Origin of the sequence: Vibrio sp. 10N.286.51.C3, from assembly GCF_003050065.1 — a bacterium.
GTDB lineage: Bacteria > Pseudomonadota > Gammaproteobacteria > Enterobacterales > Vibrionaceae > Vibrio > Vibrio crassostreae.
Window position 1 is genome coordinate 53,366 of sequence record NZ_PIGC01000008.1, and the last position, 25,560, is coordinate 78,925.

Sequence of the window (25,560 nt, forward strand, 5' to 3'; positions counted from 1 at the left end):
CAACCATTAGTTATTTGGATCTATGTCTGGTAGTCCATCTACGTCGTTGTGATGATGGTGTTCATCATCTTGGTTATGGTTATTGGTTGTATCATGGTGTTCAAGTGCATCCGACATATCTAAATGCGCTTGATCGTAATCTACCGTATGTTGTTGGTCGACTTGTGCAAGCACGATGTCCATATCCGCTGGCTGATCGTGAACCGTTGTCGATGTCGCATCGGGGCTGATGCCTAGGGCATCCAGATAAGCGGCTGCACCATGATGACTGGTTTTCTGATCTGGTTCTTGATGGGTCTGCTGGGTTAAATCTAGATAAATGTCATCGCTTTGCGTGACCATAACATCCGACTGGGAAGTCATATCTGGTTCATCATGTTGAACTGGAGTTGGCGGCGGTGGAGCAGGGTGTGATGTATGGACGACAGGAGTGATCGTCATATCAACCACCTCGGTTCCAATTGTCAGCTTACCACTACCTCCTGGACCATGACTGAGTATCTGGATATTCACGTGGGCGACTACTTCATCTTGATTTGTCCCTTGCAGTGCCACTTCAAATTTATCTTCATGTTGACCGATACCTGAAGTGCTGCCATGTGGTCCGGTGTGAACTTGAGCTTGCTCTTGGTAATGCAATTGGCCTGTTTGAGGATCAATGGTTAAAGTTCCATATTGTCCTTGATGGCTTGTTACATACTGTCCATTCGGTAAATGGATTCGCCAACCGCTTTGTGCTGTTGGTACCGGAGTTAAAGATGGTAACAGTGGTGGTACCCCAAGTGTGCCAGACACTTGGTGGCTTCCTGATGGCGGTCTGACAATGATCGGTTCAGGAATAGCGCTTGCAGCAAAACCTTGGCTACCTGCGGTATTACCGTGTTCGTCAGTCATTGTTGCTTGTACATTAGAACCCGGGTGAACTTCAATTTGTATTCCGTGCTGTAGAGTATGAGCATCTAATACATGATCCTGACCGTTAACGACAAGATGCTCACCGATTTTGGCATCACCAGGAGGCGTAACGGTTGCTGTGATCGTGTTTGCCTGTCCTCGGGCGATTTCAGCTTTGCTGTATAAGTTGTCTGCCCCTGCGTTTTCAAAGGTAATCGTAGGAACGCTAACCTGTGTATCGACTTGGTAAGTAACATCTGCAGTGGCATGAGCGCTATTACCTGCGGTATCTGTTACCGCTACTGATGCCTCTATTTTTTGGTCAGCATCAGCAATGAGTTCACTGCCAGGGACGGCAATTGAATAGTGTCCTTTTGCATCGACCACGCCAGTATGCTGTGTCCCATTTACATCTAAAGTCACAATGTCGCCTGCATTATAATCGCCAGAAACGGATCCGGTGATGTCAATGGAGCTGTTGGATTCTTGAGCATTAACCACATTATCGGCAGTAATTGGGTCTGTTTGAATACCGACGTGTACTTGTGTATCTATGTGGACGGAAAGAAGCGAAGAGGTAGCCGGTAGCACTGACGAAGGGGCCAGTGTTTTGGCGGATAGATTATGATCGCCCTCCGATAAGCCGCTTACTGCAACACTATATTGGCCAGAAGCATCTGACACCGCGTGTCCAACCGGTGTTGAACCATCGTAAATCGTCACTTGTGAATACGGAATATCAGTATGTCCGGTAATCGTTGGGGTCGTGTCATTGGTCAGGTTGTCGGTGTTTGATGAACCAGAATCGCTTGTTGATGCAAGATCCAGAGTCACCGTATTCGTTGGCGCGACGTTAGTGCCTGAAGACAAGGTTGGTTGCGTCGCGGTTACCGTAGGTTGTTGAGGTACCGTCGTTGATATGACTAGACCACCCGTTGGTGACATGGTGACATGTCCCGAGGCATCAAAGGTGATGAATTTCGAATCTTCAGTATGGCCGTCGCTGACTTTTACTTCAAACACGTCCACACCATGATAGGAGTTGGTGGCAGAGTTATAACTCATTCCTGTGATAGACGTATTTGGTGTGTAGATGTAGTCACCAGTATTTGGATCGACGGACAGTGAACCGAATTGCCCCGCAGAACTCACGACAGAGAAGGTATGAGAGTCAGTAACATCCACATCAGTCTCTGTTAATGTACCTGTAGTCGATGATGCTTGGTTGACACCGAGAACCGGTGCATCGTTGGTTCCGGTTATCGTAACAGTCACCTCATGGGTAGCAGTACCATCTAAGGAAGTCACGATATGCCTTTCAACTAACTGTTCGCCACTTCCGAGCTGCTGAACGACTGAAGCATCCTTATCAATACTATACTTCCAATCGTGACCTGACACGGTAAAAATGCCACCATGGACTGTTGTCACCGTTTCAGCCTTGAGTTCCTCTTCAGAATGGATTGTCCCCTTATTATCAGCATCGCGAACTGTAACAAGGCCATAGGTTTCTAAATTATTATGATTGATGTCAATCGAGTTGTCTTCAGTTACAGCTGTGTGACTCATATTCCCGACTGCAGTTACGATTACATCCGTTATTGTGGCTTTGTCATTACTCCCATTAATCTGTATCTGAACCTGCTGAGGTGCACTGTCAATACCATGTACGGTAAAAATTTCAGTGATATGGTCTTGAGCTCCGAGCCTATTGAAAAAACCAATTTTGGAAGGTGCAGGCTCATAAAACCAACTTCCATCTTTATGGATTATTAAATGGCCATAAGCTCCTGTCAGAGTACTTTGTAGAAATTGATTGGCTTCGCCTCTATCAACATCATTACTTGTTAACTGTCCCTGAACTCTTTGAGGAAAATAAGTAGCATCATCATTATGAGGAATAATATGGTCTTCCGTTGAGACAACATAAGTGTCACCGCTAATTATCGCCGCATCATTTACCGCTGTTAACATAATAGAAGCTGAAGTAGACACCGAGCCACTGTGTCTATCAGTAACATCATAAGTGAAGTGCACTTGTCCGTTATAATTAGGGTCGGGGTTAAAGGTAAAACTGCCATCTGAATTTGATACCAAGCTACCGTGGTCTGCAGTCAAGTTTTCAACGTGTAACCAACCTCTATCGTTAGTATCAACATCTGTCGCATTAGCGATTAATTCAGCTTGTGTAATATGTATTGAAGTATCTTCCTTACCTGAAGGTAAAGAGACCTCACCACTAACGGTTGGTGCATCATTATTGCCATGTACAACAACCGATACGCTTTTCGATACATGGCTACCATCAGTAGATACTGCCTCAACTGTAAAGTGTTCCCAATACTCGTCACCGTCTCCTAATTTTGTAGCTTTACTTTGGTCAACGTCATAATGCCATTGTCCATCTGCACTTAGGTGGAACGTACCATACTGGCCATTAAGGCCTGCTGTTGGTGTTTGTGTCCAACTCACCGTATCGTGAAGGTCGACATCGTGGGCTATTACGTTGCCGGAAACTGAAGCACCTGTTTGGGCATTTTCTACGACATGGCCAAGTTCTGACTTGGAATCGATTATGATCCCATCCTCTGTGCCGTTTACCTTAACCGTAATAGGAAACTCAGTACCGTCGGTTGCTATTAGCTTTATAGATTCGGTTAATGATTCACCATGCTTTAATTCTTGAACGTGAACATTATAATTGTCGCCAATATAACTCCAAGAATGCTCACCTTTGTGAGATCCACTTGCGATAGTATGGAACTGGAATTTGCCATAGGGAGTCGTAACATCTAGGTCACTGCCTATATTCCATGTGTATTGTTTGCCTGCAAATTCGACAGTGACTTGAGTATTAGGGCTGTCTACATCAGTAACTTGTAGCGCTTGCCAATCTACAGCATCCATAATATGGGAATTCGTATAAACAAGAGTGGCTACATCTTCAGTTGCAACACCATGATCAATGCCAGAAATAATGGTTTTGTCATCGACTGCCGCAAGTGTCGTACTCGCTCCGGTATGCGTAACACCGCCGTGCGCATCTTTTACATCATAAGTGAAGTGAACCTGACCGTTATAATCCTTGGCAGGTGTGAAGGTGTACGTGCCGTCAGGGTTAAGATGAACGGAACCGTGATCAACATTCAAGTTAGCCACCGTCAATAAACCCACATCATTGTTGTCGATATCTATTGCATTGGCGAGCAGTTGCGAAGCGGTCAAGGTCATGCGTGTATCTTCAACGCCAGCAGGAAGCAGTGTTGCTTGTGTTACGACTGGGGCATCGTTTGTACCATGGATAGTGACTTCAATCGTGTGTTGGGTGCCATCACTTGAATGAATAAGCACCCGATCAACTAAACTCTCGCCATCGCCTAATACTTGGATATTGGGCTTAGTTGTATCAATGACATATTCCCAACTGCCATTTTTATCGATGCTTAACTTACCCCCCAGCTGGCTTTGATAAGGGGCCCATTCAGGGTGAGATGCTACTTTGATAAAGCTTTTAAAGTCAAAATGATCTTCACCTGTGTCTGGATCACTAATACTTAGCTGCCCTGTGGTATGAATCATATTTGGCAGCCAACTTACAGGTGTATATGGGTCGATATCTTCGGTCACACTACCGGTGTCGGTACCTGTTATTACAGCTACATCATCCACAGCATTTACCGTGAGTATCATTCCCGATAGTGCGGCTTTTCCCGTACCAGTATCTATCGCTTGTGCATTATGATTATCCATAATTGCATAGGTAAAGGTGACCTGCCCATTGAAGTCTTTTTCTGGCGTGTATATAACACTCTTACCATCAGGTGACAAAACAGCAGTTCCATGATCGACATGCAATTGCTCAAGATGCAATGTATCACCATGGTCAATATCTTTCGCTGACATAAAACGATCCACGGAGATGGTTATGGCTTTATCTTCATCTGTTGTGATAGGAGATGGTCCGCCACTTAGATTACCGTAGCCAGAAAAGAGCAGTTCTGGGTTGTCATTTGTTCCATGAAGGGTAATCGTAATGAGCTGTTTGGTTCCATCTACTGTTGAAACTTCATAGACAATATCCTTTGTCTCTCCTTCTGCCATATGTTGGACTAAATAATTATTTACACCATAATGCCAAGCGCCGCTGGGAGAGAGAATAAGCCCATCGTGATTTGTATTGTAGGGGTCATCAATCTTTGTTACAGAGGTAAAGTGAGCCTCTCCACCATCTGGGTCCACCACAGTTAAATGGCCCTGAACAGTCAGTTGAGCTAGGTGTGGGGTAAGATGGTCTTCAGTAATATCTCCAACATGTTGTCCACCAATTAACGCTTTATCTGCTACACCTTGCAGATTCATATTTGCACCAGTAGCAGTTACCCCACCATGTGCATCTTTCACATCATAAGTGAAGTGAACCTGACCGTTATAATCCTTGGCAGGTGTGAAGGTGTAAGTATCGTCATGATTGTCGCGGATAGAACCATGGTTAGAATGAAGGTTAGCGATAGAAAGTATGCCAGCATCGTTGTTATCTACATCTATGGTATTCGAAAGAAGTTCTTTCGTTGTGAGTGTTTGCGAAGTGTCTTCTTTGCCAGAGTTGAGTTGTACTTCTGAAGAGCAGTAAGGTCTATCATTGTCTCCATGAATAGTAATTACGATGTCGTGAGTTGTGCCATCTTTAGATTGTATAGTGATGGTGTCGGTTAAAGTTTGCCCTTCACCAAGTTGATCTATAGTGGTGCCAATCGTTGTTTTTTTATTACCAACCCAATCACTACCTCCCACTGTTACATCGTAATGCCAAGTTCCATCACTGTTTAATAATAAGTGGCCATATTGGCCATGGTAGGAGTTATTCCAAGCGCCGCCTTTAGGGTCAAATTGGGCTTCACCACTATCAGGATCAACTATATCCAACTTGCCATCAGCAGTTATTGCATCTTGCCCTAGTTTCGCCATGCCAGGATGAGCATAGTCTGGTGACCTATCGCCATAACTGCCATGTCCTTCATCGACATCACCTGTGCTAACACCGCTGATCGTCGCAGAGTTATTGGCACCTGTTATTGTGATCGAAAGGTTTTGGGTGTTGCTAGCGTGGTGTTCATCGGTCAAGGTTACAGGAATTGTGAGTGTTTTTGTTGTTCCCGATGCTAACGACAGGTAGCTGGCATGATTGGGGTCAAAACTGTAGCTACCATCAGGGTTAAGAACTAAGCCATCAACCTGCGGTGCACTGTAAATCAATGTCGCACCTGTATCAATGTCGTGCCCAACCATTTGTCCATTTAAGAGGCTACCTCCTTCAACAACGGAGTGAGATTGAGCATTAATGACGGGGGCATCATTAGTGCCGTTAATCGTCACTTTGATCGTTGACGTTGTGCCATCAATAGACGATACAGTGAAGGTCTCTTCGACTTTATCGCCGACGTTCAATTGATTAAACGCGTTGTTGGCAGTGAACGTCCAATGACCATTGGCATCAATAGTCAGGTCGCCTTTGGTGCCTGAAATAGAATCCGGCGTGAACGCATTATCTGGATTATCCACGTCGGTGCTGGTTAGGGTGCCTGATGTGGTTACCGCTTTGTCGGTTTCATCGATGGCAACGGTCGCACTGCTGACAGTAGCGGCGTCGTTAGTGCCGTTAATCGTCACTTTGACCGTTGACGTTGTGCCATCAATAGACGATACAGTGAAGGTCTCTTCGACCTTATCGCCGACGTTCAATTGATTAAACGCGCTGTTGGCGGTGAACACCCAATGCCCATTAGCATCAATAGTTAGGTCGCCATTAGCTCCAACAATGGAGTCTGGCGTAAATGTGTTATCTGGATTATCAACATCGGTACTGGTTAACGTGCCTGAGGTGGTTACCGCTTTGTCAGTCTCATCCACACTGACTGTTGCGGTACTGACTGTCGCTACATCGTTAGTGCCATTAATCGTCACTTTGATGGTCGAGGATGTGCCATCAACAGACGATACAGTAAAGGTTTCTTCGACTTTGTCGCCAACGTTTAGTTGATTAAACGCGCTGTTGGCAGTGAATACCCAGTGGCCTGTGGCATCAATGGTGAGGTCGCCATTGGTGCCTGCAATGGAATCCGGAGTAAACGTGTTGTCTGGGTTGTCTACATCGGTACTGGTCAATGTTCCTGAAGTAGTTACCGCTTTGTCGGTTTCATTGATAGCAACGGTCGCACTGCTGACAGTAGCTTTGTCATTAGTGCCATTTACTGTGATAGTCACTTGATGCGGCGTGCCATCAGCAGAATGAACGGTGATGGTGTCGGTAGCGGTTGCTCCGTTGCCCAAAGCTTGAACGTTAGGATTTGTATTATCAAGATCGTACGTCCAAGAACCAGTATCAGTCAGATGAAGCGTACCAAACGAGCCTACGATATCGGTGTTGGAGAAGTGTGCCTCGCCAGTATCCACATCCGTTACCGCAAGTGTGCCCGAGGTCTGAAGTTGGGACTCTTCGGTTACCAAGCCGGTACTGGTTCCGCTTATCACGGCTTTATCATTGGTGCCGTTAACGGTAATAGTGATTTGATGGGGAGTGCCGTCAGCGGAGTGGATGGTTATGATGTCTGTTGTCGCAGACCCTTTACCAAGAGCCTGAACTTGTGGATTTTTATTATCTAGATCGTAGGTCCAATCGCCATTGTCTTTAAGGTGTAAAGTACCCAGTGTCCCCTTGAGGTCGGAATTAGAAAAATGTGCCTCTTTTGAGTCGATATCGGTGATGTTGAGTTGGCCCGAAACCGTTAGGTCTTTATCTTCAGTAACTTGGCTCGAGCCATTACTTCTCCCGATAGCGAAAAACGAACTTGGTGAATTTGCTGTACTACTCGTGATTACCGCATGGTCGTTGGTGCCATTAATCGTAACCGTAACTTGATGTGCTGTGCCATCGGCAGAGTGAACAGTGACGATGTCTGTCGCAGTTGAACCTTGGCCAAGCCCTTGAACTACAGGGTTATTGTTATCTAAATCATATGTCCATGCACCGTCTTTTGTGATGCTTAGCGTACCGAAATTACTAGTCACTTGTGAGGCTTGAAAGTGGTCTTCTCCAAGATCAGAGTCCGTTACTGAAAGCTGCCCTTGAACTTGTGTCGTTAAATCTTCAGTTACTGTGCCAGCATCTACACCTGTGATAACGGCGTTGTCGTCGTTGCCGCCAATTGTCATATCGATTGTTTGCGGTGTGCCGTCTTTGGTGTGAATAGTGAAGCTTTCGTGCAATGAAGTGGCTGCGGTTAACGCTTGAACATTCGAAAGAGAGTTATCAACTTGATACTGCCAGTGTCCATCAGCATCGATAGTTAATGAACCATATTTACCTGAGATAACTTCTGGCGTAACCGAACTTTCACTTTGGTCAGGGTCAACGACGTCAATTTTACCGTTCGCATGCAGTAAACCTTGTGAATCTATATTGTGGTCTTCGGTAACGACGCCGGTTAAGTCTCCAGAAATACTTGGCGTGTCTTGCTTACCTATTACCGGTATCTGGACAATGATGCTCGATCCATTAGATAGATGTAACGCAAAATGGTCAGTACCTGGTTGGTGCTGATTTAACAGGATGTATTGAGGAGAATTTGGATTCAATACAAATGTGTATTGACCATTTGCATCAACATGAAGCTCTCCGTACGTTCCTTTTATGACTTCTGGCATGAAGGTGACGGGTAAAGCGGGCATCGTAGGCGCATTCGAATGAGTCGGCTGACCGTTACTTCCTGAGGAGATAGTCGGCATCGATACCGAAGGAATGTAATGGACTTGCGGGTGAGAAAGCGTCGATAAATGATGAGAAGGAACCAAGTGAGAGCTCGAACCATTGGGGGCATGACTTGCACTTAAGGTGGCGTTTACGTCGCTGTCACTCGTCTGAGCTTCTTGGAGAGCAACCGATGATGAGTCCGCCTTGGTATGATCATCGGTGACATCTTTTTCGGTCACGTTATTTGCGATTACTTGATCTGCAGCACCGCTGGAATTGTCTATAGTCTCGGCAGCTGCGTGTTTAGCCAATGATGGCAAAATCATCATGAGTGATTGAAAAAGTGGGATATTAACTTTTAGGTGTGAATGCAGTCTGAGCTTCTTTTTTTTTGTTGGTTTCTGTTGTTCTAGCTCGTTACTTTTCTTATTTTTGGTTTCTGTATTTTTCTTGTTTGCTTCGACGTTTTTTTTGTTAGCCATCTTTATCATCCGTGAATCGTGGTTGCACTATCTTAAGTAAAATACACAGATCGAGGTTTCGCTAGCTAATTGGATAATTTTTAAAGAAAATTTCCTCAAATCAAACAATTCTCTCAATTTAATGCAAAAAGGTAATAGAACCTTTTCTGGTCTATCATACAAATGTACAAAGAATTATATTGACCTTACCCTAAGGGGAACCTTTATAGTTGCTCCATAAATTTAAAGGTTAGCTATGACAAACACACTCCGAACAACTTGGATTACTGTTTTCAGCATCATCGCGATGTTGGTGTCGAGCTATGCTTCAAGTTCATCGGCTCTGATGGCCGACGTAATGATGGCTCAGATGGGCTCACCTCAGTCAGATTGCCATCATAGTGAATCATCGAATGCGGTATCAGATCTGTCTAACATGACAACGGGTTGCGACATTAGCGTAGCAACTGGTGATGCAGGTGGTGAGCATGCTGCACATGCCACTATGCCTCATCATTCCAGTCAGCAGGGTCATACTGAAATGACCGTTTCCGATGATGAAGTAACAACTGCACATTCTTCTTCAATTAGCTCTCACGATGACAATATGATGGGTACGCACTGCCTAGGCGGTTCGGATTCTATTCATAACTGTTGTATCTCTGTTTGTTCTACTGCTTCCTATCCAATTCAGGCTGTTCAAGCCGTTAATCAATTTTCCTTTTCATTTGCTCTTTTTCAATCTGTCACGATTGGCCAGAAAGTCGCACGCGCTCAATCTTTGCTACGCCCACCTTCCGCATAAATCTATATCTAAAAATCTAGCGATATCAGAGCAATAAATCTGATACGCCAATCTTTTATATGCGTTATTTAACGCAAGATATGGACATTCATTGTGAATATAAAACCAATAACCTCTGTGTTTGGAATAAACGCAAATGTCGCGGTCGCTGTTGCCTTTGTTTCGAGTGCTGCTTTTCTTTCAGGTAGTGCTTTGGCTGCTGCCCCTGCTTCAACACAAGCAAATCAACAAAGCTCAACACAGCAACTCAATACGTTGATTGAGATAGCATTGAGCCAAGACAGCAACCGCAAACAGTACTTTGCTCAGTCGCAAGCGATGCGTGAAACCGGTATTGCGAGCGCAACCTTAATGGATCCGAAATTGAAAGTCGGATTTGGCGGACTGCCAGTCGATAGCTTCCAGTTTGATGAAGACCCGATGACCAATATTTCGGTCGGTCTAATGCAGCAATTTGAGCGTGGCAATACACTCGATCTTCAGCAGAAAAAAGCTGGTCAGCAAGCGGATGGGTTAGCTCTTCAAGTGCAGGCTCGCGAGCTTACCGTTGCTAACAGCATGACGCAGCTATGGCTTGAATTGGGTTATCAGCAAGTTGCAGAAGGCGTGATGCGTGAAAATCGACGCTTGTTAGTTGAGCTAGAAAACTATGTGCAGACCAATTACTCGATTGGTAAAAGTGAAGCGCAAGATCTGCTTAATGCTCAGCTTCAAGTGAGCAAGCTTGATGAGAAACTACAGGCAAACCAGCAGGTTCAGCGCCGTTTAATCTCTCAGCTTTCTGAATGGTTGGGTTCTGATTGGCTAGGCTCTCAGGTTCTTGATTCTCAGGGAACACTGAGTGCAACTAACCAAATCGATTGGTCGTTGTTGGAAAGCAAATTAGCGACCAATATCGATTCAACTAAGCACTACCAGCTACTGACTGACCATCCTTTGGTTAAGATCTCCGATGTCAGTATTTCCTCCAATCAAACTCAGGTTGAGTTAGCCGAGCAAGCTTATACCCCGCAGTTTGGGGTGGAAGTCATGTATGCCCACCGACAAGCGAACAACATGGCTGGCGAACCTGCTTCTGATCTTGTGAGCGCTTATCTAACAGTCGATATCCCTCTGTTTACAGGGAACCGACAAGACAAGAATTTGTCTGCGGCTCAGTACCAAGTTGGCGCAGCTAAATCTCAAAAAGACACCTTACTTTCCCAAATGAACGCGCAAGTGAACGCATTGCTGGTGGACAGATCAAACCTGATCCAGCGATTAGAACGCTATCAAACGTCCTTGCTTCCTCAAACCGCAGCACGAATCAGCGCGGTTGAAAGGGGCTATCAAAACAACACCGCGCAATTTAACGATGTTATTGCAGCAACGGCAGACGAGCTTGCTCTGAAACTAGAGCAACAGCGTTTGATCACCGACCTCAACATCGTTAACAGCAAGCTAGCCGCGTTAGTCAGTGGTTTTGAATACCAAGTAAACCAACCACAACTCAACTCAAGCGCAACTAAACACACAGCCAATCAATAAGGGAATAGACAATGAGTTCAGTAAAAGTAGCAACAATCGCTTTATTGGTCGGTGGTGCATTGGGTTTTGGTGTGAACCATTTTCTAATTAATCCAGCACACGACATGTCAGCAATGGCAACTAGCACAGAAACCAGTGACGAACCTTTGTATTGGGTTGCGCCAATGGACCCAAACTATCAGCGTGATAAACCGGGTCAGTCACCTATGGGGATGGATTTAATCCCTGTTTATGCCGATGACTTAAGTGGTGGTTCAGACAAAGCAGGAACTGTGTTTATCGATCCGTCGGTAGAAAACAATCTTGGTGTCAAAACAGCGAAAGTTAACTTCGAACCGCTGTCTCCTCGGATTGAAACCGTGGGTTATGTGGCGTTTGATGAAAGTACATTGTGGCAAACCAACGTAAGAGCAGCTGGCTGGGTTGAGAAGCTTTATATCAATGCTGTCGGTGAGAAGGTAAATAAGGGCGATGTGCTGTTCACACTTTATTCTCCAGAGTTGGTTAAGGCACAAGAAGAGTTACTTAGTGCGTACAAAACGGGTCGCAAAGGATTGATAAAAGGTTCCACCGAGCGCTTGATCACCTTGGGTGTCGATAAAGCTCAGATTCGTTCGATCACTCGCCGAGGTAAATCCTCACAAACCATAGAAATCAAAGCACCTGCTAATGGCGTAATTGCGAGTCTCAATATTCGTGAGGGCGGCTACCTTTCACCAGCGCAAGCGGTAATTAGTGCGGGTCCTCTAGGCGAAGTATGGGTTGATGCCGAAGTGTTTGAACGCCAAGCACACTGGATCTCGTCGGGCAGTAATGCAGAGATGACACTGGATGCGATTCCCGGTAAGGAGTGGCAGGGCAATGTTGATTATGTTTATCCAATCCTAGATCCGAAAACTCGAACTTTACGCGTTCGTTTGAAGTTCTCGAATCCTAATGGCGAACTCAAACCGAACATGTTCGCCAATATTGCGTTGAAGCCAATCAGTGATGATGCCGTACTTACCATACCAAGATCATCGGTTATCCATTCAGGTGGAATGACTCGAGTGGTGTTGTCCGAAGGTGAGGGAAAATACCGTTCAGCACGCATTGAAGTAGGGCGTGAAGCTGGCGAGAAGATCGAGGTGTTGCAAGGGCTTGAACAAGGTGAACATATTGTCACCTCTGCGCACTTCATGTTGGATTCTGAATCTAGCCAATCCGCTGATTTGTCGCGAATCAATGGCGTTGAAGAGCAAGCCGAAACAGTTTGGGCAAACGGTGAAATTTCCGATGTTATGCAAGGCAGTCGTATGGTGACAATTAACCATCAGCCTGTTCCAGAGTGGGATTGGCCGGGCATGGTGATGAACTTCACCTTTGCGGAAGGTTTAGACATGAGTGACGTGCAACGTGGTAAGGCAATTGATTTTGAGATGAGAAAGTCAGAGTCAGGGCAGTACGAGGTTGTTGATTACAAGGTCAGCGAACATCAAATGGCGGGCGAAGTGTGGGTGAAGGGAGACATCACAATGCTGATGGCAGACTTCGGAATGATCACGGTAAATCACAAGCCAGTGCCTGAATGGGATTGGAAAGCGGGCGAAATGAACTTCCAAGTCAGTGATGACCTCGATTTATCCGAGTTTGCCGAGGGTCAAAGTGTTCGGTTTCTAATTGTGAAGCAAGGTTCGGATTATGTGCTCAAGTCTCTCGAACCGACGAATAGCACGGGTGAGGGCGAACTATGATCAATGCAATCATTCGTTGGTCCATCAGTAACCGCTTTTTGGTGCTGGTTGCCACTGTAGCCATCGTATTTGGGGGCTTATACAGCGTTAAAAACACACCGGTAGATGCGATTCCTGATTTGTCAGATGTTCAGGTGATCATTAAAACAAGCTATCCGGGGCAAGCACCTCAAGTAGTTGAAGATCAGGTGACCTATCCGCTCACAACGGCGATGTTAGCCGTTCCGGGTGCAGAGACGGTTCGTGGCTATTCGTTCTTTGGCGATTCGTATGTCTATATCATCTTCAATGACGATACCGATATGTATTGGGCGCGTTCACGTGTGTTGGAATACTTAAGCCAAGTAGCCCCTAACTTACCATCAAGTGCTAAGCCAACATTAGGGCCAGATGCAACTGGTGTGGGCTGGGTTTACAGCTATGTGTTGCAAGATAAAACCGGTCAGCATGACTTAGCGGATCTTCGTAGCCTGCAAGATTGGTTCTTGAAGTATGAGCTGCAAACCGTTGAGGGCGTATCTGAAGTGGCGACTGTTGGCGGCATGGTGAAGCAGTATCAGGTTCAGATAGATCCTGCCAAGTTACGTGCTTACGACCTAACGCTTCAGCAAGTCAACAAGGCAATCCAGGATGGTAATCAAGAAACCGGTGCGTCTGTGGTCGAAATTGCCGAAGCCGAACATATGGTTCGTACGACCGGCTACCTCACAAGCATAGAAGATATCCAATCTCTGCCATTAAAAGTAACCGACAAAGGCACGCCGCTGCTACTGGGCGACATTGCTGACATTAATCTTGGCCCGCAAATGCGACGTGGTATCTCTGAACTTAATGGTGAGGGCGAAGCGGTTGGCGGCGTTATCGTGATGCGCTTTGGTGAAAATGCCAGTGAAGTGATCGACTCGGTGAAATCCAAACTCGCTGAGCTGCAAGCCGGCTTACCTGATGGTGTCGAGATTGTCGCGACTTATGACCGCTCTACTTTGATTGATTCTGCGGTTGAAAACCTTTGGAAGAAGCTAGCTGAAGAGTTCATCGTGGTCGCCGTGGTGTGTGCGCTGTTCTTGTTCCATATCCGCTCGTCGTTGGTTATCGCACTAAGTCTACCTGTCGGAATCTTGGGTGCATTCATCGTCATGCATTGGCAGGGCATCAACGCCAACATCATGTCTCTTGGCGGAATAGCGATTGCGATTGGCGCCATGGTGGATGGTGCCATCGTGATGATCGAGAACGTTCATAAACACATTGAACGGACTCCGCTCACTGACAAAAACCGTTGGCAGGTGATTGGTAAGGCAGCAGAAGAAGTTGGCGCACCGCTGTTCTTCTCTCTGATTATCATTACCTTGAGCTTTGTGCCTGTGTTCGCGCTAGAAGGGCAAGAAGGCAAGATGTTCTCGCCACTTGCGTTTACCAAGACGTATGCGATGGCCGCAGCCGCTGGTTTGGCTATCACGCTGGTGCCTGTGTTAATGGGTTATTTCATTCGCGGTAACGTGCTACCTGAACATAAAAACCCAGTAAACCGTAGCCTAGTGGCGATGTACAAGCCGCTTCTAAACCTCAGCCTAAAGTATCCAAAGGTGATGATTGTTATCGCACTTGGCTTAATGGCGTCTGCTTATTACCCAACCAGTAAGCTTGGTAGTGAATTCATTCCTCCTTTGGACGAAGGGGATTTGATGTACATGCCAACCACGTATCCGGGTATCTCAATAGGTAAGGCTCGTGAGTTGTTGCAACAAACCAACAAGCTCATCAAAACCATTCCAGAAGTCGAAACCACGTGGGGCAAAATTGGTCGAGCAGAGACAGCAACCGATCCTGCACCGTTAACCATGATTGAAACCGTGATTCAGCTTAAACCACGCGATGAATGGCGTGACGGTGTCACTACGGAGTCGCTGCGTAAAGAGTTTGATGATCTGATTCAGTTCCCAGGTTTGACCAATGCGTGGGTTATGCCAATCAAAACCCGTATCGACATGTTGGCGACAGGAATCAAAACCCCAATTGGTATCAAGATTGCGGGGCCTGATCTTAACGTTATCGAGAAAATTGGCTCTCAGCTTGAACCTATCTTAAATGGTGTCAGTGGTACGGCTTCTGTGTATGCCGAACGTGTGGCTGGTGGTCGTTATGTGACGATAGACATCAAACGACGCTCTGCTGCGCGATATGGCTTGAGCATTAAAGAAGTGCAACAGGTTATCTCGACTGCGATCGGAGGAATGAACGTGGGTGAAACCGTAGAAGGGCTAGAACGTTACCCAATCAACGTTCGTTACCCACAAAGCTATCGTGATTCTGTCGTTAAGTTGCAGAACCTGCCGTTAGTGACACCAAACGGTGCGCGTATCGCCCTCTCGGATGTCGCGGATATTCGTTACGAAGACGGGCCTCCAATGATTAAGACGGAGAACGCTCGTCCTAATGGTTGGGTGTTCGTTGACATCGAAGGTCGCGACCTTGGTTCTTATGTGGCAGAAGCGCAAAAGGTCGTTGCTGACCAAGTTGTATTACCGGCGGGTTACTCGCTCGCTTGGTCTGGTCAATACGAATACATGGAGCGAGCAAAAGACCGTTTGAGTGTCGTTGTGCCTATCACCATCGCCATCATCATGCTGTTGCTTTACCTGAGCTTCCGACGGGTCGGTGAAGTGATGATGATCATGGCAACGCTTCCTTTGGCTATGGTGGGTGGTTTGTGGTTGATGCATTACCTCAATTACAACTTCTCTATCGCGGTCGGCGTTGGCTTTATTGCCCTTGCCGGGGTTGCGGTTGAAATCGGAGTGATCATGTTGGTTTATCTCAATCAAGCGTGGCACTACAAAAAGCTCGATGCAGAGGAGAACCAACAAACACTTCAACAAGCTGACCTAACGGATGCCATTCGTGAAGGGGCAGGGCTTCGTGTTCGTCCAGTAATGATGACGGTTCTTACGGTGATCATTGGCCTAATTCCAATCATGTATGGCGAAGGAACAGGCTCTGAAGTGATGCAACGAATTGCCGCGCCGATGATAGGTGGAATGGCGTCGGCACTGTTGCTTACCCTACTGGTTTTGCCTGCAATCTTTAAGCTCTGGAAACAGCGTGAGATTACGCATAGCCAAAATGAGACAAACAAATAACGTATTGATTATTAGCCCTTACTTACCAAAAACAGAGTGGGTAAGGGCGTACCACATGAACATGTGAAACTAACAAATAAATAACTGAATTAATCTAAGGAACGATCATGAAAAAGACACTTATTGCGATTGCATTGACGTTAACTACTGCAACGGCTTTTGCTGAAATGGACCACTCAAATATGGATCACTCGATGATGAAGAGTGGAGAGATGGATCATTCCCAAATGGACCACAGCATGATGCAGGGCGGAAAGATGGACCACTCAAGTATGATGAATATGGAAGGCATGTCTGAAGTGGGTATGCCTGCGACAGGCGCAAAGCCGGATAAAGTGGTTCATGTGCTGCTTAGTGATGATATGAAAATCACATTTAAGAACAAGGTCGATATTGAGCCAAATGACGTAGTGCAGTTCGTTGTTATGAACACAGGCAAGATAGATCACGAATTCTCGATTGGTTCTGCATCAGAGCAATTAGAGCACCGTGAAATGATGAAAAATATGGGTAACCACGCTCATGACTCAGGCAGTACAGTGACGGTAAAGCCCGGTAAAGCGAAGCAATTGCTATGGCATTTTCATGGCGACAACAACGTAGAGTTTGCGTGCAATATCCCAGGTCATGCTGAAGCGGGTATGCTGAAAAAAATTGAGTTGTAGTATCGATTAATAAAGCGCACCAGACTTATATTGATTAGTTTGGTGCGTTTTCTTGTTTTTCTCGTATTAGACGATTAAGTTTAATAGGTAAATAGAAAAAATTTTTAGTTAGAACAAGTAAGTAGGAGTTTAAGGATGAACAAAACAGTACTCGTCGTTGCCGTATCAAGTGCTTTACTATCATGGTCTAATTACAGCATTGCTGCTAAACCTGAGTGGGCTGGTAAAGGTAAGCCCAATTTAGAAGAAGTCAAAACGTTCGCTGAGGCAAAAAAAGTTGAAGGCGAAATTAACGATCGTGAGAAGCAGCTTGATTCAATGATCGAAGAGAAAAAGAAGAAAGCCAAAAAAAGTAAGAATAAAAAAGATAAGCAGAAGCTAGATAAAGAGCTCGACGATTTGGAAGACGAGAAAGAAGCCCTCGAAGAGAGTAAAGAGAAGCTCAAGGATAAGAAAGAAAAGCTTAAAGATGATATGGATAATGACGAAGAAAAGTCGGGATTAGAAAAGCAGAAAGAAAAGAAAGCGGAACAAGAGCGTAAAGAAGAAGGAAAAGGGTCAGAAAAAGGCCAACAGCAGCGTGAAGAAAACAGCAAAAAGTGGTGGAACTTTTGGGAGTAATGCGAGGGCCTTACATCACCTATTCATTTCAACCAATCAGAACAGCTTTGTGTGACCGCTAAGTCATTGATTAAATGCTGTGTTCAGTTAAAGATAAGCCTCAACCTGCCCAGGAATACATGAACTAACTTGGATTGGCTGAGGCTTATCTGTAGCTAGAATCACTGTAGCAAGATAGAAGTTTCAAGCAAATGGTGTGCTTCACCGCTTAGGTGCGGCAGCTCTGCCATGATCTTTCTAAACTTGTCGTCGATTGATTCTGCTTCATTCAGTGATCGAAAAGCCATTACAGCTTGTTCAGGTTCGCTGTTCACATAACCTTTCAACGTATCTAGCTGAATTTTATTGGCATTCTCAACTTTTGCTAGCGCGACATTGATTGCTTCGATGCTAATCGTTAACTCATTGCTTTTAAACATTTTTTATTATTTATGGGTTGTTGCTAATGCGCGCACATTAACACAATGATTTTGGCAGATATTGACCAAGATTATTAAATTGGAACAATTTTGAAAATCATTGAAAGTTGCTCTGCAATGTGTGATTTGGACAAGTGTAAAAATGTGAAACGATTTAAGGCGTTAATAGCTATGAATAGTCGATAGGGGCATAACCAATGTAAGTCAACGCAATATAGGTTTAATAGATATAGGTTTAAACGATATCGATGAAGATGGCTTAATGTACAGAGGGATTTTCTTGGGGAGCGGGTTGCTGAAAGAGATACACATAATAAAACTGGAGGAAGAGTTGGAGCGTGCAGCGGGAATCGAACCCGCATCATCAGCTTGGAAGGCTGAGGTAATAGCCATTATACGATGCACGCACATCGTGAAGACTGAACTAATATGCCATAATTAAAGCAAAAGAAAAGCATTAACTCATGCTTGGCGAGCTATTTGCATGACTTTTGTGCTCTTTGTTTGATATCTACACAGTGGGCAAGGGCATCTTTAACAAAAGCTATAAAACGAAACACTATCGCCAATAGAAATACACCAGCTCAATAAGGTTTAACTTATTGTAACCCTAATAAAAAATAGCCATTTTTGCTGCCAAAGTATCCTTCTAACGAATATATAAAGATTTATCATTAGCTCGCGCGGCTTATGCTTTAAATGGTGCGCTATGTTTAAAAAAAGGGGGACAGTTTTATAACCTCAATCCACTTAAAGGGGATTTATAGTGTCCATTGCAATCAAAACCAAGATTATTGCTTGAAATACCGCTTCAGTGAATGCAAAAAGGCTCACCATTTAGAGAGCCCTTTTTCGTGGTACTACATATAGTAGCTATAAGTAAGCTTTAACTCTGTACCTTGACGGTTATGACCAAAGCTTTGCTCTGTGTCATCAAAGTACTCTGTGTAAGTTAACTTACCCCAGTGACGACGGTTACTGTTTAATGGCATTTGCAATACAGTATCCATTTGTAATTGGTTTACTGTGCCAACCGTACCGCCAAGATCTAAGCTGCTAAATTGTGGGTTGAGTTGAATGTGAGTGCCATTTTCATGCAGATAGATAGAGTTTAAGAAATTAAACTGTACCCCATATGTCATTTTATCCACTAGACCAATATTGCTGTAATCTTTGTTATTTTGACCTACCGCAGCGGCGATGATTGGGAATGATAACCAGTTTTTAAACGGTGTGTTCATGCGGATCAAGCCGCCTACGGCAAACAAACGATCAGAAGTTGCATTGGTAAAGCTAGATTCAATGTAGTCAAACGACATACCTAGCATAGGCGCATTGGCCCAATCAGTTCGCGTTACTTCGAAGTAACGAGCTCGAACCTGAGATAGGTTAAAATCCTCGCTTCCTACTTTACCATTGTCTTGCCCTGTCACAGTCAACGAGCCTAGGAATAGGTTTTCATTGTCTTTTGCGCCAGAAATCTGACCTTGCAGTTGAAGAAAGTCATTATCAGCTTCACCAAAACTTTGTTTACCATAAGTTGCACTTACAACTGAAGATACTTTTGTGTGATCGCCTGGATCGGGTGCATTTTCTTCAGTCGCATCTTGTGCGTTGGCAAAAGCAGATAATGGAAGCAATAAAGTGAGTAGTGGTAATTTCTTCGTTATTGGCATAGTAAAACCTGTTAGTTATTCAATTTAAGAATTTCACTATCACCTTAAGTAAATGTTTCGCCCACGAATAACCAAATAAAAAAAGATAAAATGATAAAAAGTAAGTATGTTAATTAACTTGTTGTTTCATAATGGATAATTACCCTGGTCTTACTTGGTGGGGTTCACATATCCGCTATCCTTTTCTTACTCTACCAAGAGAATAATTTATAATTTATTTATTAAATGGTTAATCAAACCAATAGTTAGTTTGTTGTAGATCAAAATAATTTATCATTACTTAACAGTACTATCTCCTGTAATTTCTGTGACCTAGAGGCCTCGGTATGACACAACCCTTTCTTGAACCGCCCATTTATCAAGTGGCAGGACTGCAATACTCTCCCACCTCCGGAGCCATCAAGAATGAAGAAGGTAAAGTGATTCGTCTACGGGCGCGTGAGGCCAATTTATTTACGGCATTAATTGACTCTTTCCCCGATATTTTGTCGCGTCAATCGATTGAAGAGCAACTTTGGAAAGGTTCTTATGCGACTAATGCAACCATTAACCAAACCATTAAAGCGCTACGTTTTTCCCTCGATGATGATCAACGCTCTTTAATTCGTACCATTCCCAAACAAGGTTATGTTCTTTCCAGTAAGCCATATATCCTTGAGTCTCACACTGCTCATCATATGGCGGGGGCGAAAGAGCCGGCTCCTGGTATTGTGCCTGACAGTACCGCTAACTCTTCAGAGTCAGTAACCTTGACTGACACACCTCAGAACAGCAAAGCATTAGGTTGGAGAACTTTTTTCTCAGGCAACGAGTTAATCGGTATCGGCGTAATAAGCCTATTACTATTCACACTCGGATACCTCGGCATATTCAGCCCGTCATTCGAGCGCATTAGCTATAAGGCTGGCGAACATTGGTTGTTATTTGATGCTACAAGCGAAGAAATCAATTCACTGAACCTCAGTGATGACACCCCATCCATTATTATGAAAAACGACAGTAATTATCGAATTTGTCATGTTGAAGAGGGGATAACGGTATGCAAAAATCAATAATCAAACGCGCTATTGCTGTGATGCTACCGGTTGTTGCTCTAACTATTGGCCATTATCTTCATGATCCAATCAAAGCACATAACCAACAGTTTGAAGGGGTATGGACGGGCCAATCTGTCATTCAATTTGATCAGCACACGATTGATAGCTACGCAACCATGGTGGTTGATAAGGACAACATCCGTTTATCTATCAATAACAAAAGTGGCAACAGTAATTATGCTTTCGATGCCAAACTTGAACTGCACTATACCGACAAACAATATAATCGATTGCAATTAGTCGATAGAGAAGTCACTGGCTTGGAGCGATTTGAGCAAGAAACAGGTATTCGAGTTCCGGTTTCTGGCACCCTAATCGAGCTCAATGGCTGGCGACTAGAAGAGGATGAGATCTTTTTCAATTTCAATTCGCTTGGTGAAGATAGCATTTCATATGTGGTAAAAAGAAAGCGCTAACACACCACCCCAAGCAATGCTAAGTTTATGATATATAGAGTTTTATATATTTTTTCATCGCCATATTATTTTTTTTATTTCAAGAATACTTTTTTTTGTTGGATGAGTCGGTTCTTCGCACGGTTTAATGGTTGTGTTCAAAACTATTTGAAAAAACAACCTCCGAGCAACGGCTCTACAACAAATGAAGGTATCCCCAATGACGGTATCAGTTTCAACTAATCCAGCAGAAGAAAAAGTTGGCATGGCCAAGTGGTTCCCGCTTCTGGTTCTTCTTGCAGCTCAATTCTCAACCATGGCAGACAACACAGGTCTTTCTATTTCAACAGAAGCACTGATCGCTCTTCACGGTGCGACCATGCCTCAGATTCAAATGGCTAATGCTATGTATCCTCTAATTGCGGGTGCTGGTATGATTGCTGGTGGCCTTATTGGCCTAATCATTGGTTGGAAACGACAAATGATCATCGGTGCAGGTATCTTATCGCTTGCCTCATTTGCAGCTGCATTTGCTCCAAACATGGAAGTTTTGAACTATGGTGCTCGCGTTGGTTCTGGTCTAGGTGCATGTCTACTTATTCCTGCAGTTCTAGCTAATGTCGCTGGTATCTATAAGGGTAAAGATCAAGCGATTGCCTTCTCTGCTATCGCTGCTCTAGTTGGCTTGGCAAGTGCTTTAACTCCGCTTATCTTTGGCTTCATCCTTGATGTCGCTAGCTTTGGCGTTGCCTTCGCTGGTCTTGGTGTCTACTGTGCATTAGTTATGTTCGGTAGCATGAAGTTACCTGAGCTTCCAAAAGCCACGTTCAAAGGTAAGTTTGATATCGTTGGTGTATTACTTGCGGGTACTGGTCTACTGTGTTTTGTTACTGGTCTGCTAAAAATTGCTGAATGGGGTCTCGTTGCACCACTGACTGATTTCACTGTTGCTGGTATATCTCCGGCTCTACCTATGTGTCTTGTGGGTGGCATACTGCTAAAAGTATTGATGGTATGGGAACGTCGTTTTGAAGCTGCTGGTAACACGCCACTTCTCCCTCGCTCATATGTTGAAAACCCACAAGTGGTTGTTGGTCTAGTACTTTGTGCCACTATCTTCTTGCTCTTTGGTGCTACGGGCTTCATTAATGTCTCGTACATGCAGTTAGTTGCTGGCATGAGTGCATTCGCATCAGGCATGGCATTGTGTGCATTTGCTTTAGGTATGATGATCGGTTCTCTTGGTGCACCCGCCAAATTGGGCAACTTATCTTGTCAACGTATCTGTCAATTAGGCTTCATCATTGCAGCTTTAGGTACTGCATTAATGTTCTTAGGCTTTACTAAAGACGGCATTACATTCTGGCAATACATCTCACTACTCGTATTTGGTATTGGCGCAGGTTTACTAGCTTCTCAGGCTTCTATTGTTGTGACTTCAGCGCTTAGTGAGCAAGAAGCAATGCAATCAGGTGGTATCCAAGCAACCTCTCGTAACATTGGCCAGGCGTTCGGTGTAGCGATTCTTGGTACGGTAATGCTGTTCTCCCTAACAGGTGAAATCAAGAAGGGCGTTATGGACCACGACGCTATTTCAGCAGAAACCAAGCAGATGATTGTTAACACACCGTCATTACCATTCGTGTCAAATGATATGGCACTTGAGCTTATGGTAAGCGCAGAAGTTCCGGCACAAGAGCAACACACTGTTGTCGCTGTAATGGCAGATTCTCGTCTAACATCGGTTCAATATGCACTTTATACTCTCATTGCCTTAATGATGGGCGGTTTAGCTCTTTGTTCTAAATTACCAACTCGTTCGTTAATGGCTAACTCAGACTAAATTTAAAAGCCCCAACTCAGGTTGGGGCTTTTTCGTAGACACTTAAATGTCGGTATATCGGCATCGGTAAAGTGAACTTACTGATGTTTACTCTTTAATCAACTATGGAGCCAACACCCTCTTTACGTTTATGCACCAAATACTGATTTTCAGCACAGGTGCAATCAATCAGTAGTTCACCAAGCAAAAAGAACAATAATTATGACAAATTCTATTACTGCCTCTCAAAAGCGTCTCCTATTCATTCTTTGTATTGCTCAATTTTCTATCTCGGCTGATATAGCCAACTTATCTATCGCAACAGCTACGTTAGTCACCCACTTTCAAACAGACATTAGTGCAATTAAAACCTTGGGCACAATTCAGCCTCTAGTTGGCGCAGCGTTAATGTTACCCGCAGGCCTTATTGGGCTATTTATCGGTTGGCGTATCATGCTCATCACCGGGGCTTTTATTGGTTTAGCCGCTTCTATTTTATTTATTCTTGCTCCTAATGTAGCCTTTGTCACCTACTTGGCTCGGCCACTGACAGGCATATCATCAGCACTGCTTTTACCTGCTATTCTAGCTCTAGTCTCTGCCCGATTTCCTGGTAAATCTCGTGCACTAGCGTTTGGCGTGTTAGCGGCTTCCGGTGGACTATCTGCCGCCGTCGTGCCGATGAGCAGTGGTTTGCTAATGGACCATTTTGCTTGGTATCTACCCCTGACATTTATCAGTGCCTTTTACCTCATTACCAGTTGGTTTGCTATTAAAGGAATCCCGCCAGTGGAGAATCCGCGCCCGAGCTCATTTGATTTTATTGGGGCGCTGCTAAGCTCATCGGGCATCGTTTTGGTGGTGCTGGCACTGATCAAAGCACCCAGTTGGGGCCTATTAAGCGCCAACAGCAACGCTGATATTCCTACTTGGTTTACCGGCCTTACGTCATTAAGCCCTTCCTTGGCCGTTATAGCATTAGGGCTAGTGTCACTATTTGCCTTTTATTTTCAACAGCGACAACGAGAAGCCCAGCAAAAAACAGCTTTATTACCGATTAGCTGGCTGAAAAATCGCCAGTGTCGAGCTGGTTTTCTGCTTCTTACCTTCATGTATATGATTTTAGGTGGTGTGAGTTTTATCATCATAACCTATCTCCAAGTTGCCATTTCATTAAGCTCTTCGCACTCAGGTTTTATTATTCTTCTGTTCTCCATTTGCATGATCGCGTTTTCAGTTATTACACCTTTGGTGTTTAAATCACTAAAGGCAAAGACCTTATGTTTAACGGCATTTATCGGTCTGGCTAGCTCTGCAGTTATTTTATTTTTTTCTAGTCAATCTCATCATATTTTGTCGCCTTTTTATCTAGGTATGCTGCTCACGGGTTCTTCAATGGGGATACTTGCATCACAATGTCCGGCCATCATCACCAATGCGCTTGGTGAAACCGATGCCGCTCAGTCGAGTGGTTTACAAGCCACCATCCGAAATATGGGTTTAGTGCTCGGGATTTGCTTGATTGGCGGGACACAGCAATGGGCACTAGAGCATACGGTCAGGCAGCACAGTGAACAATCGAAACAGATCTTTCCGGACCACTTTATCAGCCAGATCGAGCAAAGTCCGACCCTACCTTATTTAGACGATATTAGAATTGCCAATCTCTCTGATACTTATGGTATGGATCATCAGCAGCATGCGACCTTATTAACTCTTAATGCCCATTCTCGGCTAACCAGTTTTCAAAACGCTTTGATGATGGTGATTTTTCTTTCAGCATTAGGAGTGCTAACCAGTTATCGCTTATCTGTACCCGCTACACAGCAAGGCAAATTAAAGGGGGAGAGTGGCTAATAAACACATATTAATAGTCGTAACTTTAGAACTAACAATACGCGAGCTTATATTGTAACCATTTGAATTTATTGAAATAGAGTGGTGATATAAATTAAAAAAAAACCTAAAAAGTAGGAAAAACCCATTTCTATTTTCTCCGCATTTTTTATTGATTGGCTTGTTTATACAATTGCCATATCCAATTAGGGCAGCGGAATATCAGACCTGTTGCCAACCCTATAATTTGATAATTGATTGAGAGATGCATTATGAAAATGGTTAAAGAAATGGCGGCATGCAGTGTTATTGGTACTGTGGTGATGGTAGGTTATGGAGTAGCTTGGGACTGGGTCACCGTAGAGAGTATTGGCATGGGCGCTATTTCTGCCCTTATCATGGCGGTGATTGTGAAGCTATCAGTGGCGTTTGAAAAAATGACTTCAGAATTTTGTTTAAAACAACGCTCATTAGCTAAGCCAAAGCGTGTGTTCACTTCGTGGTTGATTCTTGTTGGTTCAAAAGTCGCAGCAATGGGTGCTATTGTGATTATGTTTGGTGAGCAAGTGCAGTTTAGCGGACCGGCCAGTGGTGTTGTGGCATTCTACCTTACCATCATGTCAATTCTTCTCATTGAAGCAGTTATCGGTAAGGCATTCAATAAACGCAATGCTGAAGCGGTAATAAGCTAACGAGCCTATTATCTGAATTGCTTGACTAAT

The 25,560-nt window shown here is 44.4% G+C and carries 14 protein-coding genes and 1 tRNA gene; 11 read left to right on the top strand and 4 right to left on the bottom strand.

All coding sequences use genetic code 11. The features are described from left to right. Positions 1-6: 6 nt before the first annotated feature. Complete coding sequence (locus CWO27_RS10500) at positions 7-9,123, bottom strand: VCBS domain-containing protein (RefSeq protein WP_107898939.1); 9,117 nt, start codon at positions 9,121-9,123, stop codon at positions 7-9. Between the two features lie 235 nt (positions 9,124-9,358). Here CWO27_RS10500 and CWO27_RS10505 point away from each other — a divergent pair, with 235 nt between their 5' ends. The 6 genes from CWO27_RS10505 (at position 9,359) to CWO27_RS10530 (ending at position 17,593) form a co-directional block, all read left to right on the top strand. After that, positions 9,359-9,907: a hypothetical protein gene (locus CWO27_RS10505; RefSeq protein WP_102433150.1), complete on the top strand. Its 549-nt coding sequence runs from the start codon at positions 9,359-9,361 to the stop codon at positions 9,905-9,907. A gap of 93 nt (positions 9,908-10,000) precedes the next feature. After that, a complete protein-coding gene (locus CWO27_RS10510) occupies positions 10,001-11,434 on the top strand; it encodes a TolC family protein (protein WP_441351760.1) in 1,434 nt (477 codons plus the stop codon). Positions 11,435-11,445: 11 nt separating this feature from the next. Continuing rightward, positions 11,446-13,167, top strand: a complete 1,722-nt coding sequence (locus tag CWO27_RS10515) for an efflux RND transporter periplasmic adaptor subunit (protein ID WP_102433149.1) — start codon at positions 11,446-11,448, stop codon at positions 13,165-13,167. Beyond that, a complete protein-coding gene (locus CWO27_RS10520; RefSeq protein WP_107898940.1) occupies positions 13,164-16,307 on the top strand; it encodes an efflux RND transporter permease subunit in 3,144 nt (1,047 codons plus the stop codon). The genes CWO27_RS10515 and CWO27_RS10520 overlap by 4 nt, the downstream gene beginning before the upstream one ends. A 107-nt stretch (positions 16,308-16,414) precedes the next feature. Then, positions 16,415-16,972: a copper-resistant cuproprotein CopI gene (gene copI, locus CWO27_RS10525; RefSeq protein WP_102478951.1), complete on the top strand. Its 558-nt coding sequence runs from the start codon at positions 16,415-16,417 to the stop codon at positions 16,970-16,972. 135 nt (positions 16,973-17,107) lie between these two features. Further along, a complete protein-coding gene (locus CWO27_RS10530; RefSeq protein ID WP_019825867.1) occupies positions 17,108-17,593 on the top strand; it encodes a hypothetical protein in 486 nt (161 codons plus the stop codon). A gap of 161 nt (positions 17,594-17,754) precedes the next feature. Here the strand turns inward: CWO27_RS10530 and CWO27_RS10535 are convergent, their stop codons facing one another. The 3 genes from CWO27_RS10535 to CWO27_RS10545 all read right to left on the bottom strand — a co-directional run bounded on the left by CWO27_RS10535 (position 17,755) and on the right by CWO27_RS10545 (position 19,688). Continuing rightward, a complete protein-coding gene (locus tag CWO27_RS10535) occupies positions 17,755-18,012 on the bottom strand; it encodes a hypothetical protein (RefSeq protein ID WP_102433146.1) in 258 nt (85 codons plus the stop codon). A 332-nt stretch (positions 18,013-18,344) separates the two neighbouring features. Further along, a tRNA-Gly gene (locus CWO27_RS10540) sits at positions 18,345-18,419 on the bottom strand. 453 nt (positions 18,420-18,872) lie between these two features. Then, positions 18,873-19,688, bottom strand: a complete 816-nt coding sequence (locus CWO27_RS10545) for a hypothetical protein (RefSeq protein ID WP_102433145.1) — start codon at positions 19,686-19,688, stop codon at positions 18,873-18,875. Positions 19,689-20,014: 326 nt separating this feature from the next. Here CWO27_RS10545 and CWO27_RS10550 point away from each other — a divergent pair, with 326 nt between their 5' ends. The 5 genes from CWO27_RS10550 (at position 20,015) to CWO27_RS10570 (ending at position 25,530) form a co-directional block, all read left to right on the top strand. Further along, positions 20,015-20,743: a winged helix-turn-helix domain-containing protein gene (locus CWO27_RS10550; protein WP_107898941.1), complete on the top strand. Its 729-nt coding sequence runs from the start codon at positions 20,015-20,017 to the stop codon at positions 20,741-20,743. Beyond that, complete coding sequence (locus tag CWO27_RS10555) at positions 20,728-21,201, top strand: hypothetical protein (protein WP_102431802.1); 474 nt, start codon at positions 20,728-20,730, stop codon at positions 21,199-21,201. Before CWO27_RS10550 ends, CWO27_RS10555 begins: the two co-directional genes overlap by 16 nt. Positions 21,202-21,400: 199 nt before the next feature. Beyond that, positions 21,401-23,023 (top strand): MFS transporter, encoded by a 1,623-nt coding sequence (locus CWO27_RS10560; RefSeq protein ID WP_107898942.1) that lies wholly within the window; start codon positions 21,401-21,403, stop codon positions 23,021-23,023. Between the two features lie 201 nt (positions 23,024-23,224). Beyond that, positions 23,225-24,859: an MFS transporter gene (locus CWO27_RS10565; RefSeq protein ID WP_107898943.1), complete on the top strand. Its 1,635-nt coding sequence runs from the start codon at positions 23,225-23,227 to the stop codon at positions 24,857-24,859. A gap of 251 nt (positions 24,860-25,110) precedes the next feature. After that, positions 25,111-25,530 (top strand): hypothetical protein, encoded by a 420-nt coding sequence (locus tag CWO27_RS10570; protein WP_102433405.1) that lies wholly within the window; start codon positions 25,111-25,113, stop codon positions 25,528-25,530. The last annotated feature ends 30 nt before the right edge of the window (positions 25,531-25,560 follow it).

Bases quoted from the DNA above. Each gene is read 5' to 3' on its own strand.
- CWO27_RS10500 (WP_107898939.1), bottom strand. From the start codon at position 9,123: ATGGCTAACAAAAAAAACGTCGAAGCAAACAAGAAAAATACAGAAACC.
- CWO27_RS10505 (WP_102433150.1), top strand. From the start codon at position 9,359: ATGACAAACACACTCCGAACAACTTGGATTACTGTTTTCAGCATCATC.
- CWO27_RS10515 (WP_102433149.1), top strand. From the start codon at position 11,446: ATGAGTTCAGTAAAAGTAGCAACAATCGCTTTATTGGTCGGTGGTGCA.
- CWO27_RS10520 (WP_107898940.1), top strand. From the start codon at position 13,164: ATGATCAATGCAATCATTCGTTGGTCCATCAGTAACCGCTTTTTGGTG.
- copI (WP_102478951.1), top strand. From the start codon at position 16,415: ATGAAAAAGACACTTATTGCGATTGCATTGACGTTAACTACTGCAACG.
- CWO27_RS10530 (WP_019825867.1), top strand. From the start codon at position 17,108: ATGAACAAAACAGTACTCGTCGTTGCCGTATCAAGTGCTTTACTATCA.
- CWO27_RS10535 (WP_102433146.1), bottom strand. From the start codon at position 18,012: ATGTTTAAAAGCAATGAGTTAACGATTAGCATCGAAGCAATCAATGTC.
- CWO27_RS10545 (WP_102433145.1), bottom strand. From the start codon at position 19,688: ATGCCAATAACGAAGAAATTACCACTACTCACTTTATTGCTTCCATTA.
- CWO27_RS10550 (WP_107898941.1), top strand. From the start codon at position 20,015: ATGACACAACCCTTTCTTGAACCGCCCATTTATCAAGTGGCAGGACTG.
- CWO27_RS10555 (WP_102431802.1), top strand. From the start codon at position 20,728: ATGCAAAAATCAATAATCAAACGCGCTATTGCTGTGATGCTACCGGTT.
- CWO27_RS10560 (WP_107898942.1), top strand. From the start codon at position 21,401: ATGACGGTATCAGTTTCAACTAATCCAGCAGAAGAAAAAGTTGGCATG.
- CWO27_RS10565 (WP_107898943.1), top strand. From the start codon at position 23,225: ATGACAAATTCTATTACTGCCTCTCAAAAGCGTCTCCTATTCATTCTT.
- CWO27_RS10570 (WP_102433405.1), top strand. From the start codon at position 25,111: ATGAAAATGGTTAAAGAAATGGCGGCATGCAGTGTTATTGGTACTGTG.